This window comes from Nocardioides cavernae, assembly GCF_016907475.1.
Taxonomy (GTDB): domain Bacteria; phylum Actinomycetota; class Actinomycetes; order Propionibacteriales; family Nocardioidaceae; genus Nocardioides; species Nocardioides cavernae.
This window is the reverse complement of sequence record NZ_JAFBCA010000001.1, coordinates 859,243-873,972: the sequence shown is the minus strand read 5'-3', so window position 1 is coordinate 873,972 and position 14,730 is coordinate 859,243. Positions and strand designations below refer to the sequence as shown.

At 74.7% G+C, this 14,730-nt stretch carries 12 protein-coding genes; 5 read left to right on the top strand and 7 right to left on the bottom strand.

All coding sequences use genetic code 11. From position 1 onward, the window contains the following. Window positions 1-2: 2 nt before the first annotated feature. Both JOD65_RS04155 and JOD65_RS04150 read right to left on the bottom strand, forming a co-directional pair. Complete coding sequence (locus JOD65_RS04155) at window positions 3-1,556, bottom strand: Ig-like domain-containing protein (protein WP_191193615.1); 1,554 nt, start codon at window positions 1,554-1,556, stop codon at window positions 3-5. A 12-nt stretch (window positions 1,557-1,568) separates the two neighbouring features. Next, window positions 1,569-3,185: an AfsR/SARP family transcriptional regulator gene (locus JOD65_RS04150; RefSeq protein ID WP_191193616.1), complete on the bottom strand. Its 1,617-nt coding sequence runs from the start codon at window positions 3,183-3,185 to the stop codon at window positions 1,569-1,571. A 252-nt stretch (window positions 3,186-3,437) separates the two neighbouring features. On the opposite strand from JOD65_RS04150, the gene JOD65_RS04145 reads away from it, so the two are divergent. From JOD65_RS04145 to JOD65_RS04125, 5 genes are all read left to right on the top strand, one after another. Beyond that, entirely contained in the window at window positions 3,438-3,632 is a 195-nt protein-coding gene (locus JOD65_RS04145) for a hypothetical protein (RefSeq protein ID WP_191193617.1), read from the top strand. A gap of 86 nt (window positions 3,633-3,718) precedes the next feature. Next, a complete protein-coding gene (locus JOD65_RS04140) occupies window positions 3,719-3,934 on the top strand; it encodes a hypothetical protein (protein ID WP_191193618.1) in 216 nt (71 codons plus the stop codon). 84 nt (window positions 3,935-4,018) lie between these two features. Then, window positions 4,019-6,298 (top strand): MinD/ParA family ATP-binding protein, encoded by a 2,280-nt coding sequence (locus tag JOD65_RS04135; protein ID WP_191193619.1) that lies wholly within the window; start codon window positions 4,019-4,021, stop codon window positions 6,296-6,298. Continuing rightward, the gene (locus JOD65_RS04130) at window positions 6,295-6,990 is read left to right on the top strand and encodes a hypothetical protein (RefSeq protein WP_191193620.1); all 696 of its coding nucleotides are present in this window, start codon (window positions 6,295-6,297) and stop codon (window positions 6,988-6,990) included. The genes JOD65_RS04135 and JOD65_RS04130 overlap by 4 nt, the downstream gene beginning before the upstream one ends. A gap of 130 nt (window positions 6,991-7,120) precedes the next feature. Next, on the top strand, window positions 7,121-8,068 hold the full coding sequence (locus tag JOD65_RS04125) for a GNAT family N-acetyltransferase (RefSeq protein ID WP_191193621.1): 948 nt from the start codon (window positions 7,121-7,123) through the stop codon (window positions 8,066-8,068). A gap of 75 nt (window positions 8,069-8,143) precedes the next feature. Here JOD65_RS04125 and JOD65_RS04120 read toward each other — a convergent pair whose 3' ends face one another. The 5 genes from JOD65_RS04120 to JOD65_RS04100 all read right to left on the bottom strand — a co-directional run bounded on the left by JOD65_RS04120 (window position 8,144) and on the right by JOD65_RS04100 (window position 14,650). Continuing rightward, complete coding sequence (locus tag JOD65_RS04120) at window positions 8,144-10,810, bottom strand: FtsX-like permease family protein (protein WP_191193622.1); 2,667 nt, start codon at window positions 10,808-10,810, stop codon at window positions 8,144-8,146. Between the two features lie 43 nt (window positions 10,811-10,853). Then, window positions 10,854-11,576: an ABC transporter ATP-binding protein gene (locus JOD65_RS04115; protein ID WP_191193623.1), complete on the bottom strand. Its 723-nt coding sequence runs from the start codon at window positions 11,574-11,576 to the stop codon at window positions 10,854-10,856. After that, window positions 11,573-12,208 (bottom strand): PadR family transcriptional regulator, encoded by a 636-nt coding sequence (locus JOD65_RS04110; protein ID WP_191193624.1) that lies wholly within the window; start codon window positions 12,206-12,208, stop codon window positions 11,573-11,575. Before JOD65_RS04110 ends, JOD65_RS04115 begins: the two co-directional genes overlap by 4 nt. Window positions 12,209-12,417: 209 nt before the next feature. After that, entirely contained in the window at window positions 12,418-13,968 is a 1,551-nt protein-coding gene (locus JOD65_RS04105) for a hypothetical protein (protein ID WP_191193625.1), read from the bottom strand. Next, complete coding sequence (locus JOD65_RS04100) at window positions 13,952-14,650, bottom strand: ABC transporter ATP-binding protein (RefSeq protein WP_307820923.1); 699 nt, start codon at window positions 14,648-14,650, stop codon at window positions 13,952-13,954. The genes JOD65_RS04105 and JOD65_RS04100 overlap by 17 nt, the downstream gene beginning before the upstream one ends. Between the last annotated feature and the right edge of the window lie 80 nt (window positions 14,651-14,730).

Genomic DNA, 14,730 nt, shown 5'->3' with positions numbered 1-14,730 from the left:
TTTTATGGGACTTGGGTCAGCGTCCCCACCGCTCCACAGATGGAGGTCGCTCCCAACCACAGGTCGCCCTCCGGGACCGAGGCGCGCCAGGCGTACCAGCCGCTCTCGTCCACCTGGAAGCTGATCGACGTGAACGTGCCGTTGCCCGGTCGGCGCTGGACAACGTCGCGATGGTTGCCGGTGCAGGCCTCGGTGGCCGTGCCGTAGGGCCCGTAGAGCGACGTGGTGACGTCGATCGGCCCGCCGAAGGGCAGCCCGGCGACGGTGACCTGGGCCGAGACGACGTCGGACGGGGCCGCGCTGCTCGGGGCCGTGAGACTCACCGTCGCTCGGGCGCGCACGCGCACCGGCGCGCCGCACGAGGCCACCGGCACGCTGGTGTCGGTGCCGTCGACGGCGACGCGCCACAGGTAGTAGCCCCCCGCCGACGGCGCGATGGCGGGCGAGGCGTAGGCGCCGTCGCCGACCACCGGCATCGACACCGTCGCGACGGCGGCACCACTGCAGCTGGCAGCCGACGCCGACGCGAACGGTCCGTGCAGGGACGCCGTGGCCGTGCGGCTGGAACCGTCACCGCCGATCGTGGCCACGACCCTGGCCGGGGAGCCGGCCACGAGCACGGCCGGGTCCGCCGCCAATGTCAGCGACTGCGGGCCGCGGACCGCGACCCGCGCGCTGGCCACGATCGTGCGCCGCACACCGCCCTCCGCCGCGGAGGCCTGCCGCTTGCGGTCCCCACGGCGCACCCGCAGCCAGTGCAGGGGTACCTGGCCCACCTCGGCGACGACCGTCCGCCACCCGGCGAGCGGCGCGGCCAGTCGCACCACCGCCCGTCCGTCGTCACCGGTCACGGTGTCGATCGGCCCCGCCGCCGGCTGGGACGGCCCGCCGTCGGGCGAGGTCACGCGCACCGGCAGCCCGGCGACCGGCCCTCCGTGACCGTCGGTCACGCGAACCGTCACGCCGGTCACCCCGCCGACATCCGCGGTGCTGGCGACCACGGCGACCTGGTGCGGCCCGGCGCTGGCTCGCGAGCCGCGCAGCATCAGGCGTACGTAGCGGCGCACCGTGGCCGGGTCACCGGAGGCCCGGATCCGGGCGGCCCCTCGGGGCGCACCGAACCGCCAGGCGCGGCCCCCGAGCAGGTGCAGCACCGCCGCGTCGACGGCAGCGGCCTGCACGGCGTCCTTGTGGCCGCCGTACTTCGACAGGATCCAGGCGGCGCGCTCGGTGGCGGCGCCCGAGGGGCCCTTCGGCCCGCGCAGGTTGGAGGTGGCGTCGGCCGGGCGGAAGCCGGCCCGGTTGGGGCGACGCCCCGGCGTGATCACGAAGACGGGGGTTCCGTCGACGCGGTAGCCACCGATCCAGCCACCCGCAGCGTGGCCGGTCTTCGGGATGCGGAAGCCGGCCCAGTGCCTGCCGCGGTCGTCGGCGCCGGCCGCACGAGGCGCCGGCAGCGCCACGAGGGCGGTGGCTGCCGCCAGCAGGACAGCGAGAAGCGCGGCGGTGGCGCGGCGGCGTACGGCGCGGGCGGTCGGTGTCGTGGTGGTGGACATTGCGCTGGCTCCTCACCCCAGGGGTCCGGGGTCCTGTGTCCCCGGATCGGTGGGTGCGCCGGACGGGCTCGGGTGCCGCGTCGGGCTGGGCTGGGGGGTCTGGCTGGGCGTCTGGCTGGGCGTCTGGCTGGGGCTGGGGTGGTGGGTCGGCGTCGACGTGGGAGTCGGGGTCGGGGTGGGAGTCGGGGTGGGAGTCGGGGTGTACGTCGGCGTGGAGGTGGGCGTGGCTGTCGGGCTGGGCGTGGAGGTGGGGGTGGGAGACGGCCCGCCGCTCGGCTCCGCTGCCGCGGCGAGGGCGGGAGCCTCGACCTCGGCGACGCGGACCTCGCCGGCGACGGGCGCGGCCGTGGGAGAGGTCGCCGACCACTCGTAGGTGCCGCCGTCGAGCCCGTCGAGGACGAGCCGGTTGCCGTCGCGGCTGCGGACGACGACGCTGCGTACGACGTTGCTGCCGGACGGGCCGGCGACCTCGAACCGCACCCGGGCCGGCCGCTGGGTGGCACGGACGACGAAGGCCGCAGCTCCCTGCGCGGCGGCGACCGGACGCACCAGGACCTCCCGGGCGGCGGGCACCCGACGGTTGCCGTCCGGCTCGGCGGCCGTCCCCGTCGGCTGGTCCGCGGTGCCGCCGGCGGGGGCCGGGGCGGGCTGCGCGCCGTCGGGGCCGAGGTTGGCGATCGACAGCGAGGCTGCCAGGACGAGGGCCGCCCCCACCGCCAGCCGGGCGGCGGTCGCCCGCCAGGACAAGCCGGCCGGCCCCGTGGGGGACAGGGGGATCGGTGGGGGCGGCGGATCGAGGGGCCGGGCGCGGCGCGGGGCGGGCACGGCGACGGGTGGAGCGGGCCGCGCCCCGGGGCCCGGGACGGCGACCGGTACAGCGACGGGGACGACGGGCGTCCGGACCGGGGCGGGGGCATGGACCACGACCGGAGCGGCCTCGACGAGCGTCACGAGCGCGGGCGACGGCACGACCCCGAGCTCGGTGCGGACGACCTCGCGGTAGCGATCGAGCTCGCGCACCGCCCCGGCCCGGTCGTCACGTCCGAGGAGGGCGCGGATGAGCAGCTCGCTCGCCGACTCGCGCAGCGGCTCGAGGCGGGCCACGGCGCGGGCGGCGTCCTCGGCGAGCCCGGTGTCACCATGCTCGAGCGCCCGGCGGGAGAGGCGCTCGAGTGCGCCGACCCGCTCGCGCTCGAGGTCGTCGCGCTGCTCCTCGACCCATCCGTCGTACCAGCCGGGCAGCAGCTCCTCCCCCGCCAGCGTGACGAGCAGCGACCGGTCGACCCCCGGGTCGGTCACGGCCGCCCGGAGGGCGTCGACGTCCACCACCACGTCGGCCGCGAGCCCGATGCTGGTCCGGTCGGCGGCGAGCAGACCGGCGCACCGCTGGTGGGTCTGCGCCACCGCCCGCCGGAGGCTGGCCAGCGCACGCGTGTCGGTGCTGTCCGGCCAGAGCGTGCCGGCGACCTGGGCACGGGCCCGCGTGCCGCCGAGCGCGAGCAGCGCACACAGGCGCTGCTCGCGGCCGCCGAGCACGACGACGTCGCCGTCCACGACGAGCTGCCACCCGCCGAGGAGGCTCAGGCCACGGCTAGTGGCAGATCTGGTCGCGCGACTGGTCTCCCGCATGGTCGATCACCGAGACATCCCTCTCCCCCACCGCTCTCGCTTGCCCGAGGCGCGGTGATCCCTTGCGAGCAGCCTGACGGGGCCCCACCCGTAGGGGCGAACGACCGAAAGGATTTCCCCACGATTGGGGTCGACGTCTGGACCGGTCACGGTGCAGGTGGCGGGCGTATGGCGCGGTCACGCAGGAGTCACGCGAGGTCGTGTCGGATGTGCCCGCCAGAGAACACCGCACAGAGGGGGGAGGTGAACATCATGCGGGAACTGTCATTCGCCGAGCTCGACACCGAGCGCACCGAGCTTCTTCCGACCCGGGAGACGCTGACCTTCGGCAACACCAACTTCGCCAACATCGTGGCGAACAACTCGTCCATGGCCCTCAACGCCGCCACTTTCGCGTCCCTCGCACACAGCGAGGCGTGGCAGGCGATCACGGTCTACCAGGGCTGACGGCCTCGCGTGGCCTCCCTGCGGAGGGGGAGGCCACGCAGGTCACCGTCCTTCGCCCCGACCAGCACGAGAGGAGGTGAACCGGCATGGTCCGACCCGAGATCGCCATGGCCGACCTCGACGCCGAGACGGCCACGCCGCTGCCTCGTCGGGAGACGTTGAGCTGCCAGTTCGCGTGCGTCAACGTCACCAACGTCGTGGGTGTCAATCTCGCCCTCGCCGTCAACGCAGCGACCATCGGCTCCCAGGCCAATGCACTGGCGCTGCAGTACCTAGCCTCGGTGCAGATGCACATGCCGTGAGACCCGGCGGCGGGTGCGTTTGCTCTGGCGCGCCCGCCGCCGTCACCGGATCCACCCACCAGAGCAGACAGAGCACCCAGAGCGATGGACCTGACGACCGCAGAGCACATGACGACCGCTCCACCACCTGCCACCGGGCAGCGGTGGCGGCAGGCGCGCGGCCTGGAGTTCCTGGGCCCCGTCCAGGGCTCGGGCCTCAAGGACCCGGCCTTCCTGGTGCGACGGGTGGACGACCAGGTGGTGCAGCTGTCCGAGCTGCTCCACCTGGTGGTGCGCGCCGTCGAGCCGCCCCGGCCCGCCGAGCAGGTGGCCGACGACGTGAGTGCGGCGTACGGCCGGACGTTGAGCGTCGACGGCCTTGCCCACCTGGTCACCACCCGGCTCGAGCCGCTCGGGCTGGTGATCCCCGACGAGTCGCCCGAACCGACGCGGTCGGTGCGGGCGCGGCCGCTCCTGGCGCTGACCGCGAAGGGCACGTTGGTGCCGGCCCGGATCGTCGACAAGCTGGCCCGGGTCCTGGCTCCGGTCTTCTGGCCGCCGCTGGTGGCGCTGGTGCTCGCCGCCCTCGTCGTCGCGGACGTCGTCCTCGTGATGCGGGGCGACATCTGGGCGGCGATCGGCGAGCTCTTCGCCACCCCGACGATCGCCCTGCTGATCTACGGCATGCTCACGACCGCGGCCGTCGTCCACGAGCTTGGGCACGCGGCCGCCTGCCGCTACGGCGGTGCGACTCCGGGCGAGATCGGCTTCGGGCTCTACCTCGTCTTCCCCGCCTTCTACACCGACGTGACCGACTCCTACCGCCTCGGCCGGGTCGGCCGGGTGCGCACCGACCTCGGCGGGCTGCACTTCAACGCGCTCACGGTGCTGGTGCTCGCGGCGGCGTACGTCTCGACCGGCAGCGGCGTGCTGCTCCTGACCGCGCTGGTCCTGCAGTTCCAGATGCTCCAGCAGCTCATCCCGGTGGTCCGCTTCGACGGCTACTACGTGCTCTCCGACCTGGCCGGCGTGCCGGACCTGTTCGCCCGGGTCGGACCGGTGATGCGGAGCCTGCGTCCGGGGCACCCCGTCGACCCGCGCGTGACCGAGCTGCGTCCGCGCTCGCGGCGGTTCGTGACCGGCTGGGTGGTGGTCGTCGTGCCGCTCCTGGTCGGCGCGTTCGCCTGGGCGATCTGGTACCTGCCGGAGTTCGTCGAACGGGGTCGCGACGGGGTCCGGTTGCAGCAGCTGGTCTTCGACCTCGCCTGGGAACGACGCGACTGGGCGGTCATGGCGCTGGCGGTGGTCTCGATCGCCCTCCTGCTGCTGCCGATCCTGGGCGTCGTGCTGGCGCTGTGGCGGGTCGCGGTGAGCCTGGTCCTGCTGGTCCGGAGCAGGCTCGCGGCGCGGCCGCCCGAGGCGTACGAGCCGAGCGTCGTGCCCGACCCGCCACGGGTCGTCTCCGCGGCCGACTTCACCGACGAGGTGATGTACGCCGCCCCGGTGCCCGTCCCGACGCAAGGCTGGCGCAGCGCGGTCTACCGCGGCAGCGGCCACGTGCTCAACCCCGGGCCGAGCCTCCCCGAGCAGCGGCGCCGCGAGCTCGAGCACCGCCTGCGTACGCCGATCGACGGCTCGAGGCGGGTGGTGGTGATGAGCCGCAAGGGCGGCGTCGGCAAGACCACGATCACGCTCGCCCTGGGCAGCACCTTCGCGCTGCTCCGCGGCGATCGCGTGATCGCCGTCGACGCCAACCCCGACGCGGGCAACCTCGCCCACCGGGTGGCGCCGCCGCACGACCGCACCGTGACCGACGTGCTGCGCGACCTCGACCTGATCACGACGTACGCCGCGCTGCGGCGCTACACCTCGCAGGGCCTCGAGTCGCGGCTCGAGGTGCTCGCCTCCGACGACGACCCCGGCATCGGGCTGGCCCTGGCGCGCGACGACTACCACCGGCTGATCGGGCTGCTCGACCGCTTCTACAACCTGATCCTGCTCGACACCGGCACCGGCATCCTCGACAGCGCCAACCAGGGCCTGCTCACCGAGGCCGACCAGGTCGTGCTCGTGGTGCGGGCCGGGCTGGACGGTGGTCGGGCCGGGGCGCTCACGCTGGACTGGATGGACCAGCACGGGTTCGACGACCTCGTCGCGCGGACGGTCGTCGTGGTCAACGCGGAGCGGCGCGGGAGCGAGCCTCCGGAGCCGATGCGGCGGCACTTCGAGAAGCGGTGTGCCCGCGTCGTGACGGTCCCGTGGGACGACGCCCTCGAGCCGGGCGCGCTGACCGACATGTCCGCGCTCCACCGTCGGACGCGCGACGCGCTGGTCGACATCGCGGCTGCGGTCGCCGACAACTTCGTCGTCGAGGACCAGGCATGAGGGCGCGCGCCGTTGTCGCGCACGCCGTCGTGGCGACCCTGCTGCTGGCCGGCGCCGCCCAGGCGACCTCGCGGGGGCCGGCCGACGAGCGGCGCCACCTCGACCTCGTCGCCAGCGCCCAGCCGAGCGACCAGCGCCGCGACGACCGCGACGTCGTCGTCGACGAGGTCGTGGTCCGCGAGGGCGACCTGAAGGCCGATGCGGTGGCGACCAGCGTGACCGCCTGCCACGGGTGCCGTGGGGAGAGCGCGGTGCTGCAGGTGATCTACGTGCCCGGCCCGGCCGCGGCGCGCTTCGACAACGTCGCCACCGCCTGGACCCAGGACTGCTGGGACTGCCGGGCGACGGCGCTCGCGGTGCAGGTCATCGTGATCGGGCCCGGCACCCGGGCGCGGCCGACCAACCGCGCGCTGTCCGTCGGGGGCTCGTGCGCCACCTGCGTCACCGCGACGGCGGCGTTCCAGGTCGTCGCGCAGGTGGACGCGGTGGGGCCGCTCCCCGACCCGGTCCTCGCCGAGATCACCGCGTGGTTCGACGCGCAGGCGGCCGCCCTCCGGTCCGCGGTCGTGGCCCCGCCGGCACCACGTCGCGCGGAGCGAGCCGCGACCCGCTCGCTCGGCGACCTCCGCCGGGTCGTCGTACGCGCCCTCGACGGGCGCACTCGGTCGGCGCGGGTGACCGTCACCCGCTGAGCCCGAAGCCTGACCACCCGCTCGACGTGCCGCGACCGTGGGACGCTTGTCAGGTGTCCGAGCATGCATCACGCGACCCCGGCGAGCGTCGCATCCTCGTCTCCAGGACGAGCGTGGAAGGGGGTGGCGGATGAGAGTCCGCCGAGCCACCCCCGCTGATGTCGACGCCCTCGTCGACTTCCCCCACGACCCTGGCGTGATCGGACTGCCAGACGGGCAGGTGCGTGCAGACTTCGAGACGGGACGCATGCGGCCGGAGTGGTCCTGGGTGCTCGAGGAGGAAGGGCGCCTGCTGGGTCGTGCCTTGTGGTGGGGTCGTGGCGACACCGTGCCGAGTGTGCTCGACGCGTTGGACGTCCTGCCCGAGGTGCACGATCCGCGGGCGGCCGCGGTCGAGCTGCTGCGTGGCGGCCACGCCGATCTTGCAGCGTCCGGGAAGCAGCAGCTGCCTCCGTACACCCTTCGGCTGCCCGCAGGATGGCGTGCGGACGCGAGAGCGACTCGAGCGGCCACGTGGCCACGTGAGGCCACGTCGGACGTCGGGTTGACCGCGTCGCTCGAGCGGCGCCAGTACGCCTGGACGCCCGCGAACGGGGTTCCTGGGATCAGCACACGGGCCGCGTTCCGGCGGGGGTCGAACGACGAGTTCGTCGAGCTCTTCCGCGAGGCTGCTCGGGGCAGCCTGGACGTCGGGACGCGTCAGGCGCTGGAGTCCACGGACGAGCTCAGCCAGGCCAAGGAAGATCTCGAGTTCTACGAGAGCTGCCCCGGCGAGCGCGACTGGTGGCGAGTCGCGACCGACCGCGACGGCGTGCCGGTGGGTTTCATCGTGCCGTCAGCGACGCCGTACCACCGCAACGTGGGCTACCTCGCCGTGCTGCCGAGCCATCGCGGGCAGGGCCTCGTCGACGACCTGCTGGGCGAGGTGACACGGATCCATGCGGAGGCCGGGGCCGAACGGATCACCGCGACCACCGACATGACGAACCTTCCGATGGCCGCCGCGTTCGATCGCGCGTCCTACCAGGTCACGGAGGTCAGACTCGTGCTGGAAGCGGCGCCCTCCCGGGCAACCTGACCCGGCGAGCTGGTGCGCGACATCACCTCGCCCTGCTCACCGCCGCCGTGGGCACGACACCCCGTCAGACGTCCGTCAGTCGAGGCGGGCGACCAGGGGCAGCCGCGACCGGGCCGTGAGCCCGACGACGGCCGCGGTCAGCAGCGGCAGGGCGAGCACGATCGTGACGACCAGCAGCCAGGGGATGTCGAGGTAGGACGCGGGGTCGCCGACCAGCGCACCGGTCGTGTCGGTCGCATAGCCGCCGCGGCGCGCGGTCAGCGGTTGCGCGATCGCCACGCCCGGGATGAAGCCCACGGCGGCGCCCAGGATCGCGCCGACGAAGCCGACGACGAGGGCGTACGACGCCGCGACCCGTCGCCGGGTGCGCGGAGCCGCGCCGACCGCTGACAGCGTGGCCAGGTCCGGCCGGGCGTCCGAGAGGGCGAGGAAGGTGGCGGTGAGGGTGCCGCCGAGCATCAGGACGCCGCCGAGCGCGCCGAGGACGAGCAGCACCACGACGACCTCGGGGGGGCGCTCGTAGCCACGCTCGACGTAGATGTAGGCATCGTCCGCGATGCCCCGCACCGACTCGGAGATGCGCGTCTCGGCGGCGGGGTCCAGGTCGCCGGCGAGGCGCAGCTGGAGGGTCGACACCTCGATGCCCAGGGCCTCGGCGACGGAGGTCGGCAGCACGGCCGACGTCGGGGCCGGCAGCCGGTCCGACGGTCCCCAGGCCACCAGCTCGGCCGGCACCGTCTCGGCGAGGGTGACCTCGGCCTCGTCGTTGCCCTCGCGCCACGTCTCGGTGCGCACGGTGACGTCGTCGCGACCCTCCACGCTCTCGGTGAGCACCACCGCCCGACCGGCCGCGAGCGCGCGGTCGACGGTTGCGGCCATCGCCTCGTCGAGGCCGAGCCCGGCCGAGGTGTCGGCGACCACCACCTGCGGGCCCCAGGTGGACAGGCAGCAGGCCGCTGCAGGGTTGGCCGACTGGACGGTGGTCGAGGTCCAGCCGCCACCGGACGCGAGGCTCTCGGACGGTCCGCGGAGCTCGCTCGTGTCCACCCCGGGCGCGGCCTCGGCCACGGCTGCCTCGATCCGGTCCCAGACCGGAGCCGGGTCCGGCGCCTCCTCCCCGGGCAGCACGGCGGCCGTCCAGGCGAGGACGCCGGTGCCCATCGGCGCCTGCGCGCTGTAGGTCTTCTCGTCGGCGAGCTCCTGGCTCTCGGTGGCGATGCCGAGCGCCACGACGCCGGCGACGGTCGCGGCCACGGCGGCGACGGCCGGCACCGTGCGCGTGCGGTGGCGCGCGGCGTCGCGGGCGGCGTACCTCGGTGTCAGCGGCAGCCGACGGGCGAGCCGGGCGACGGTCGACACCACGACCGGCACCACCAGGATCATGCCGAGCACCGACACGATGGCGGACGCGCCGATCCAGTAGGCGCCGGCGCTGCTGTCGTCGGAGGTCGCCGCGCCGTAGACGGACGTCGCGATCCCGGCGCCCAGCATCGCCAGGCCGACGACCGGGGTCGATGCGCGCGGCTTGCGGTCGCCGCGCCGCCCGGCCAGCACGGCGACGACGTCCTGCCGGCTTGCCAGCCACGCGGGCACGACCGAGGCGAGGACCGCGGACACGATGCCGAAGGCGACGATGGCGGCCAGGTAGCGCCACGGCAGCTCGAACGGCCCGAACCACTCGTTGTTGAAGCGCTGCACGAGCGGCAGGACCGCCCACCCGACCACGAGGCCCAGCACGAGACCGATGGCGGACGCGACCAGCCCCAGCACGACGCCGCTGCCCAGGATGACGCGACGCGCCTGGGCAGGCGTGCCGCCGGAGGCGGCGATCAGGGCGAGCGTGCGGGCGTGCCGGCGCGCGCCGACGGCGAACGCAGGTCCGGCCAGCAGGACGACCTCGATCAGGGCCATCACGACGATCAGGGTGGCCACCGCGAGCAGCTCGTCGCGGCCGGTGTCGTACCCCATCTGCTCGGCCGTCGAGGCGACGTCGGGCGGGTCGGCCAGCACGGACCGCGAGGTGACGATCGCCCCGAGCGCGTTGAGGTCCAGCACGGTCGACCACGGCACCGGCCCGGCCTCGACGAGCCACTCGCCCACGTTGTCGCCGGGTGACGGGAGGTCGTCGGGGGCTCCGATCAGGACCGGGGTGTCGCGGATCGTGGCGTCCACGCCGACCCCGACGAGCGTGAGCGTCGTCCCGTCGACATCGAGCGTGTCGCCGAGCGCGAGGCCCTTGGCGAGCATCGCCGCGTTGGTCACCACCTCGCCGGGCGCGTCGGGCAGGCGGCCGGTCTCCAGCTCGAACAGCCCCTCGGCCATCGGGTCGGTCAGGTCGACGCCGGTGGTCGAGAAGTCGATGAGGCGGTCGTCCAGCCGGGCGCGGGACCAGCCGCTGGTGATCGGCAGCAGCCGGGCGTCGGCGGGCAGGAGGGCGCGTACGTCGTCGTCGGTCGGAGGTGCGTCGGTGTCGATCTCCTCGAGCTGTCCCCACATGCCGCCCATGGGGTCGGGGCTCTGGAACACGCGCCCGCGGCCCTCGGTGCGGATCCGGGCGTCGGCCGCGCCCAGCCGGCGGTCCGCGCCCTCGACGCCGCTCACGTCGGCGGTCTGGATGACCACCGCGGCGGCGCTGACGGCGAGCACCGGCAGGCTGATCATCACCAGCACGAGCGCGCTGCGCCCCCGGTGGCGCAGGGCGTCGCGCCAGGCGATGAGCAGGGCCGGTCGCCAGCCCTTCATACGGGGTTCCCGCGGCGACGTCCGGGGGCGCGCGTCGGGGTGTTCATCGACCCGCTTCCTCGGCGAGGAGCGTCTCCGGCTCGTCGGCGCCGGTCTCGTCGACCACGACGCCGTCGCGCAGGAAGACCACCCGGTCCGCCCACGCCGCGTGCCGGGCCTCGTGTGTCACCATCACCCCGGCCGCGCCGGCGTCGCACCGGGCGCGGAGCAGCCGCAGGATCTCCTCGCCGGTGTCGGTGTCGAGGGCACCGGTGGGCTCGTCGGCGAGGATCAGCCGGCGGTCGCCGACGATCGCGCGGGCGATCGCGACGCGCTGCTGCTGGCCGCCCGACATCTCGTCGGGGAAGCGGTCGGCGAGGTCGACGATGCCGACCTCCTCCAGCGCCGCGAGGGCGAGCCGGCGCGCGACACGACCCTTCTCGCCGTCGAGCTCACGCGGGAGGGCGACGTTCTCGGCGGCGGTGAGCGCGGGGATGAGGTTGAAGTCCTGGAAGACGTAGCCCACCGACGTACGCCGCATCCGGGCGCGCCCGGCGTTGTCGAGCGAGGCCAGGTCGGTGCCCTCGATCCAGACCGAGCCGGAGGTCGGGGCGTCGAGCCCGCCGGCCAGGGTGAGCAGGGTCGACTTGCCGGAGCCGGACGGCCCCATCACGGCGACGAGCTCGCCGGGGTGCGCGCGGAAGGTCACCCCGCGCAGCGCGTGGACCTCGGTGGCGCCCTCGCCGTGGACGCGGGTGACGGCGGCGAGGTGGAGGACGGCGTTCACCGGGCGGCCCCCTCGGTGCTCGTCGCGGCGGGCGCGTCACGGCGTACGACCTCGCGCTCGGTCGCGGCGCGCCGCAGCCTCGCCTCGCAGTGGTCGAGCCAGCGCACCTCGGCCTCGGCGTCGAAGACGAGCGAGTCGAGGACCAGGCTCCAGGCGAGGTCGGCGGGCTCCTCCGGCCGGGCGGCGCGGCCCGAGCGCTTGAGCCGGGTGTAGTCCTGCAGCGAGGCCATGGTGGCGCTGCGCTGGCGCTGGATGATCGTGCCGACGTCCGTGCCGGGCAGGGTCACCGCGATCGCGAGCTTGATCGCCAGCTCGTCGCGCGGGGGCTGGGTGCGAGGCACCGGGGTGGCGAACCACTCCGACACCTCGCCCCGTCCCGCCTCGGTGGCGCGGTAGCTGACGTGCTGACGGTCGCTGCTGGCCTGGTCGGCGGGCTCGTCTCCTTCGTCGGCACCCCCGTGCCCGACGACCTCGACCAGTCCGTCGCGCTCGAGCCGGGTCAGGGTCGTGTAGACCTGCCCGATGTTGAGCGGCCAGGTCTCCCCCGTCCGCTGCTCGAACTCCGCCCGCAGCTGGTAGCCGTACATCGGCCCCTGCTCCAGGATCGCCAGCATCGCCTGCCGGATCGACATCCGCGCCTCCGTGGTCCCTCCACCGCCCCCGTCGGTCGATGGATACCGGGTATATATACCACGTATGCATGCGCGTGTTGGACTGCGGCCGCTGCGTCATACGAAGTCGCACATATGGGTGCGGGTCGGTATGACGCAGACCCGAGCCACGGGGGCAACGTCATGCGAAGCAAGACCCATTGGTGCAGATCCGTATGACGCAGTACGCCTCAGACGGCGGCGACCGTCAGCACCACCCGTGCGCGCTCGTCCTCGGCCAGCCAGCGACGGCGGGCGCGGAGGAGGCGGCGGGTCGACCAGGCGAGGAAGGGCAGGGCCACCACGGCGGGCGCCCAGGCCCACGGCAGCGCGGTGAGGCCGGTGAACAGCATCGCGGTCAGGGTCGTGACGAGCGAGAGCCGCCCGGCGTAGCCGGCCATCGCCGCGTGCGGCGCGGGGGTCGCGCGGGGCGAGGACAGGTCGACGGAGTAGGGCGAGCGGACCGACCAGGTCATCACGATCGCGAGCACCTGCACCAGGACCACCAGCCAGCACGACGCGACGGCGACGCCGGTCACGAGCGGCGGCAGGCCGTTGCGCAGCAGCGCGAGCACGACGGTCACCCCCGACACGGCCGCCATGCACTCGGCGACGACCAGGGCGCGTACGTCGAACACGTCGGCGGGCGACACTGGCAGGGTCTCGCGCCAGACCATGCCCGTGCCGTCGAGGCACCAGGCGTTGACGCCGAAGAGCAGCGCGGCGCCGCTCGCGGTCAGGCCGGGGAGCAGCAGCACCGTCCCCCACTCGAGTCCGGCGACGAGCGCGACCAGGCCGGGGCCGATCCCGAGGACCATCAGTCCGCGGCGCATGCCCACCGAGCGCCACACCGACCCGCGGTCGAGGCGCCGCAGGAGGGCACGGTCGGCGGAGCCCCAGCGCGGCTCGGGCACGTGGCGTGCCTCGTGCACACCCGACTGCACCCGCAGCTCCTCGCGCGGCGGCAGCCCGAGTGCCCAGGCGGCGGGTCGCGCGCCGAGCACGAGCCCGGTCACCGTGAGCAGGAGGAGCGCCCCGAGGGCCAACGGCCAGCGCCCCGTCTGCGCGGTGTCCGCGAGCCACGTGGTGGGGAGCGACCTCGCGAGCGGTGCGAGCAGGCCGGCGAGGTGGAGCGCGGCGAGGACGACGACGATCGCACCGGCGCCGATGCGTACGACGAGCACGCCGCGGGTGGTGCGTCGTACGCCCTCCACGGCCCAGCCGGCGGCCTGCCCGAGGGCCGTCGCGGCGAGGACCCAGGCCAGGACGACCAGCTGGGCGCCGACGAGGTGCCCGGGCGGCGTGACCAGCGCGGTGACGGCGAGGAGGCTCCACGCCTGGACCATCCAGGCGAGGTTGACCGGGGCGAGCAGCAGGGCGCCGAGGTGCTCGGTGACGGGGCTGATCGGGTGGACGGACGCCTCGCTCCGCGACAGCAGCTCGCGGCCGCCGCCGCTGCCCATGGCGGCGCCGACCGCCAGCAGCAGGAAGCCGGCGAAGGCGGCGCCGAGGTTGCTCTCGAGTGCGGCGAGCGCCCGCTCGAGCGGGGCCGAGCCGCTGGACCGCAGGTCCACCCGCGAGGGCGTCACCGCGAAGACCGCGGTCAGCACGACCACGACGGCCAGGCCGAGGAAGGCGGCACCGCGACGGCGTACGGTCCGCGCGCGGAACGCCATCAGGTGGCGGGTGTCGCGAGCCGCCTCCAGCCAGGCGTGCGGCCCGGTGTCAGTCGAGGAGGGCACGGTAGGCCTCGCCGGTGAGGTCGCCGGCCTGCATCGCGGCGACCCGGTTGCCGCCGCGGAGCACGACCGCCTCGCCGCAGGCCTCGAGCGCGAGGTCGCGCAGGTGGGTGGAGAGCAGGACGCAGGCCCCCCGGGCGCGGGCGTCTGCGACGACCTCCAGGGTCGCCTCGACACCGAGCGGGTCGACGCCGTCGAAGGGCTCGTCCAGGAGCAGCACGTCCGGCTCGTGGAGTGCCGCCAGTACGACGCTGAGCCGGCGGCTCATGCCGTGGCTGAAGCCGCCGACCACCCGGTGCGCGACGTCGCCGAGCTCGAAGCGCTCGAGCAGGTCGCGTCCGCGCTCCTCCCAGTCGTCCATCCGCCGCAGGCGCGCGCTGAGCTGCAGGTGCTCCCACGGCGTGGCCCGCGGGACCAGGCCGCCGACGTCGGGGCAGTAGCCGACGGCGCGCTTGACGCCGAGGGCGTCGGTGGCGGCGTCGTGGCCGGCGACGGTGACCGCGCCGGAGGTGGGTGGCACGACTCCGGCCAGGACCTTCATGGTCGTCGACTTGCCGGCGCCGTTGCGCCCGAGGAGGGCGGTGGCGCGGCCGCTGTCGGCGGTCAGGTCGACGCCCGAGACGGCCTCGACGTCGCCGAAACGGACGTGCAGGTCGCGGACGACGACGGCGGGGGTCTGGCTCACCGCACGATTCTCGCCGAGTCGGCGCATCCTCGCCCCGGAAACGCGTCGAGTCGGCGCATCCTCGTCAGGATGCGCCGACT

Bases quoted from the DNA above. Each gene is read 5' to 3' on its own strand.
- JOD65_RS04155 (WP_191193615.1), bottom strand. From the start codon at position 1,556: ATGTCCACCACCACGACACCGACCGCCCGCGCCGTACGCCGCCGCGCC.
- JOD65_RS04150 (WP_191193616.1), bottom strand. From the start codon at position 3,185: ATGCGGGAGACCAGTCGCGCGACCAGATCTGCCACTAGCCGTGGCCTG.
- JOD65_RS04145 (WP_191193617.1), top strand. From the start codon at position 3,438: ATGCGGGAACTGTCATTCGCCGAGCTCGACACCGAGCGCACCGAGCTT.
- JOD65_RS04140 (WP_191193618.1), top strand. From the start codon at position 3,719: ATGGTCCGACCCGAGATCGCCATGGCCGACCTCGACGCCGAGACGGCC.
- JOD65_RS04135 (WP_191193619.1), top strand. From the start codon at position 4,019: ATGGACCTGACGACCGCAGAGCACATGACGACCGCTCCACCACCTGCC.
- JOD65_RS04130 (WP_191193620.1), top strand. From the start codon at position 6,295: ATGAGGGCGCGCGCCGTTGTCGCGCACGCCGTCGTGGCGACCCTGCTG.
- JOD65_RS04125 (WP_191193621.1), top strand. From the start codon at position 7,121: ATGAGAGTCCGCCGAGCCACCCCCGCTGATGTCGACGCCCTCGTCGAC.
- JOD65_RS04120 (WP_191193622.1), bottom strand. From the start codon at position 10,810: ATGAAGGGCTGGCGACCGGCCCTGCTCATCGCCTGGCGCGACGCCCTG.
- JOD65_RS04110 (WP_191193624.1), bottom strand. From the start codon at position 12,208: ATGTCGATCCGGCAGGCGATGCTGGCGATCCTGGAGCAGGGGCCGATG.